5 protein-coding genes are annotated in these 4,142 nt (G+C 30.2%); all 5 read left to right on the top strand.

Annotated features, from left to right (window positions below):
- A partial coding sequence (gene panC, locus ACH2BO_RS01035; protein WP_395042903.1) for a pantoate--beta-alanine ligase occupies window positions 1-755 on the top strand: 755 nt, incomplete at its 5' end.
- A 27-nt stretch (window positions 756-782) separates the two neighbouring features.
- Window positions 783-1,133 carry an aspartate 1-decarboxylase gene (gene panD, locus ACH2BO_RS01040; RefSeq protein WP_395042904.1) on the top strand — a complete coding sequence of 117 codons (351 nt, stop codon included), beginning with the start codon at window positions 783-785 and terminating at the stop codon, window positions 1,131-1,133.
- A 1-nt stretch (window position 1,134) separates the two neighbouring features.
- Window positions 1,135-2,094 carry a YbhN family protein gene (locus ACH2BO_RS01045; RefSeq protein WP_395042905.1) on the top strand — a complete coding sequence of 320 codons (960 nt, stop codon included), beginning with the start codon at window positions 1,135-1,137 and terminating at the stop codon, window positions 2,092-2,094.
- A gap of 59 nt (window positions 2,095-2,153) precedes the next feature.
- A complete protein-coding gene (locus ACH2BO_RS01050) occupies window positions 2,154-3,305 on the top strand; it encodes an alpha/beta hydrolase (RefSeq protein ID WP_395042906.1) in 1,152 nt (383 codons plus the stop codon).
- 81 nt (window positions 3,306-3,386) lie between these two features.
- On the top strand, window positions 3,387-4,142 hold a 756-nt coding region (locus tag ACH2BO_RS01055), incomplete at its 3' end, for an AAA family ATPase (protein ID WP_395042907.1).

The raw sequence follows: 4,142 nt of genomic DNA on the forward strand, positions 1-4,142 counted from the left end.
GGGCATTACACCAAGGTCATTTATCATTGATGCAACAATCAATGAGTGATAATGATGCTACTGTGGTCAGTATTTTTGTCAATCCAACCCAGTTTAACAATCCTGAAGATCTTGCAAAATACCCAAGAACACTTGAAGACGACTTAAATAAAATTAGCGGTTTGTGCACTGAAATTATAGTATATGCGCCACCTACTGAAGATCTTTATGAGGGAAAACCTTCTTCCCTGTTATTTGATTTTGACGGTTTAGAAAACCAAATGGAAGGTGAATTTCGACCAGGACATTTTAATGGCGTTGGCACAGTTGTAAGAAAATTATTTAAAATTGTACAACCAACCAATGCCTACTTTGGAGAAAAAGATTTTCAGCAATTGCAAATTATTAAAAAAATGGTCGAAAAACTAAAACTTAATGTAAATATTGTTGGTTGTCCAATTTTTCGAGAAAATAATGGATTGGCAATGAGTTCTAGAAACGAAAGATTATCTGTAGAAGATAGAAATAAAGCATCACTAATTTACAAAACATTATTGTCTGCCAAAGAATTGTTTGGCACGAAAACTGCTAATGAGGTTTCTAACTATGTAAATAATGTGTTTAAAAATCAGTCAAAATTTGAATTAGAATATTTTGAAATTGCCGATGAACAAACATTAAAAACATGCAAACGAAAAAGTGAAACTAAAAATTATAGAGCATTTATAGCCGTATTTATCAATAATGTAAGATTGATAGACACAATATCTGTTTAAAATAAAAAAATAAATTAACTTTGTACCATGCAAATTCAAGTAGTAAAATCTAAAATTCACCGCGTTAAAGTAACTGGCGCCGACTTAAATTACATTGGTAGTATTACCATTGATGAAGCTCTTATGGACGCTTCCAATTTAATTGAAGGTGAAAAAGTATCTATTGTAAACATTAATAATGGCGAACGTTTTGAAACTTACGCAATTAAAGGTCAACGAAATTCTGGAGAAATTACACTAAATGGTCCAGCAGCAAGAAAAGTTCATGCTGGCGATATTATTATTATTATTTCTTATGCAACTCTAGATTTTGAAGAAGCCAAAACCTTTAAACCTTGGCTAGTTTTTCCTAATGAGGTTGATAATTCTTTAAAATAGTTTGAAAAAAACAATAAGTAAATGGCTTTCAATACTAATTCCGTTGGCATTAGGTATTGCTCTTATTGTTTATCAGTACAACTCATTTACCGCACAACAACTATTAGAGATAAAAGGATATTTTAAAAACGCCAATTATTTTTACATCTTCTTGTCATTAATTATAGCAACTTTCGGATTTATTTCTCGTGCCTACAGATGGAAATTTACTATAGAACACTTGGGTTATCAATCTAAATTTCAAAATAATTTAATGGCAGTTTGCGCTTGCTATTTTATGAATTTATCTGTGCCAAGATCTGGAGAAATTTCTAGAGCAATTATTTTAAAAAAATATGAAGATGTGCCTTTTGACAAAGCATTTGGAACCATAATTGCCGAAAGAGTTGTAGATACTTTAATTTTTTTTATATTTGTAATTGTTGCATTTGTTTTACAATTTGATATTTTAAAAGATTTTATTTTAGAAACTATTCCGTTTAAAAAACTACTAATTTTATTGGTTGTTGGAGTTGCACTTTTTATTAGTTTTATATTAATTTGGATTTATTCTAACTGGTCAATTATAAATAAATTAAAACAGAAATTATCTGGATTAATAGAAGGCATGACAAGTATATTAAAAATGGAGAAAAAATGGGCTTTCTTGTTTCATTCTTTTTTTATATGGTTTAGTTATTTACTTATGTTTTATGTAACTATTTTTGCACTTAAAGAAACAAGTACTATAAGTTTTAACGCTGTAATTATTGGTTTTGTTTTTGGAACTTTAGCAATAGGGTTTACAAACAGTGGTTTTGGTGCTTTTCCTGTTCTTGTAGCTCAAATTTTTGTGCTTTACGGAATTTCTAACACGGTTGGAACAGCTTTTGGCTGGCTTGTATGGACTTCTCAAACAGCTTTAACAATTCTTCTTGGCGGATTATCGTTTTTATTTTTACCTATATTTAATAGAAAATAATTTGTTATATTGCTAGATTTTAGAAGCGCTTCTTTAATTAAATCAAACCTTAATAAATTATGAAAAAAGTATACCTTTTAGTACTTATTCTTTTTACTTCCTTTGGATTTTCACAAAAAACTAAAGACAGTATTTTGTCTAGAAAACTCGACAAATATAGAGAACTAACCATTTCACTTCCTCCATCTTATGATAAAGATGCTAAAAAAACATTTCCTGTTATAGTTTTATTAGATGGCGATTATTTATTTGATGCTTTTCAAGGCGCGTTAAGTTATGGCAATTATTGGGACGATTTACCAGAAGTTATTATTGTTGGAATTTCTCAAAACAAAGATAATGAACGTTTTGATGATTGTTCTGTAGATAAAGAAACTGGCTTACCAGATACAAAAGGTTCTAAGTTTTTCGAATTTATTGGAGGCGAATTATTGCCTTATTTGCAAACTAAATATAGAATTTCTCCATTCAAGATTATTGCTGGTCACGATGTTACAGCTGGATTTATAAATTACTTTTTATACAAAGATGATCCATTATTTAATGCCTACATTTCTTTAAGTCCAGAATTACCATTAGAAATGGAAAATGTTGTTGCCGACAGATTATCTGCAATAAAAAAGAATATTTTTTATTATCAATCATCTGCCGATGGCGATATTAAAAAAATGAAAGAAAAAATTAAAATTCTTGACGAAAATATTAAAACCATAAAAAATGAAAATCTTAATTATTTATTTGACGAAATAAAAGGTGCTTCTCATTACTCATTGGTTTTACATTCAATTCCAAATGCATTGTATCAGTTTTTTGCTGCTTATCAACCAATATCTACATCAGAATTTCAAGAAAAAATTGTAAAACTTCCATCTGGTTATGTTGATTATTTAATAGCTAAATATGACATTTTAGAAAAAGCAATGGGAATGAAAATGAATATTAGATACAACGATTTTAAAGCAATTGAAGCTGCAATTTTAAAAAACAAAGCATATAATGAATTTGAACAATTATCGCAACTTTCTCATAAAATGTATCCTAAAACTATGCTTGGCGATTACCATTTAGCAATGTATTATGAAAATACTGGCGATTTTAAAAGAGCTTCTAAAACGTATCAAAATGCATTTCAAATGGAAGAAATTGGCAGTTTAACTAAAGATATGATGTTAAATAAAGCAGACGAACTTAGAGTTCAAATAAAAAAATAAATATTGAAACAAGTTCAGCATAAACATAAGATGCTGAACTGAATTCAGCATAAATAGAAACTAAAACAAGTTCAGCATAAAATGGCCAAAGTTAAAACTTCTTTTTTCTGTCAAAATTGTGGTGCGCAATATGCTCGTTGGCAAGGACAATGCAATTCATGCAAAGAATGGAATACCATTGTAGAAGAAGTTATAGAAAAAGAAGAAAAGGCAAGTTGGAAACCCACAACTAGCGAAGTTAAAAAAGCTAGCAAACCATTAAAAATAGCACAAATAGATTCAGCGCTAGAAGTACGAATGGATACAGTTGATGGCGAACTAAATAGAGTTCTTGGTGGTGGCATTGTGCCTGGTTCTTTAATACTTCTTGGTGGCGAACCTGGCATTGGAAAAAGTACACTTTTACTTCAAATTTCTTTAAAATTACCTTATAAAACACTTTATGTATCTGGAGAAGAAAGTCAGAAACAAATAAAAATGCGTGCCGAAAGAATTACTCCAAACGGAGACAATTGTTATATTCTTACCGAAACCAAAACACAAAATATCTTCAAGCAAATTGAAGCGATCGAACCAGAAATCGTGATAATCGATTCCATTCAAACCTTACATACGGATTATATTGAATCCACTCCCGGAAGTATTTCTCAAATACGCGAAACTACTGCCGAATTGATCAAATTTGCTAAAGAAACCAATATTCCGGTGATTCTGATTGGTCATATCACTAAAGACGGAAATATTGCAGGACCAAAAATCTTGGAACACATGGTCGATACGGTTTTGCAATTTGAAGGCGACCGAAATCATGTGTACAGAATTCTTCGTGCTTTAAAA

Source organism: Flavobacterium sp., assembly GCF_043773265.1.
In the GTDB taxonomy this organism is placed as follows: Bacteria; Bacteroidota; Bacteroidia; order Flavobacteriales; family Flavobacteriaceae; genus Flavobacterium.

What these genes read in the sequence shown, in the direction of transcription:
- ACH2BO_RS01050 (WP_395042906.1), top strand. Translation starts at nt 2,154, where the DNA reads ATGAAAAAAGTATACCTTTTAGTACTTATTCTTTTTACTTCCTTTGGA.
- panD (WP_395042904.1), top strand. Translation starts at nt 783, where the DNA reads ATGCAAATTCAAGTAGTAAAATCTAAAATTCACCGCGTTAAAGTAACT.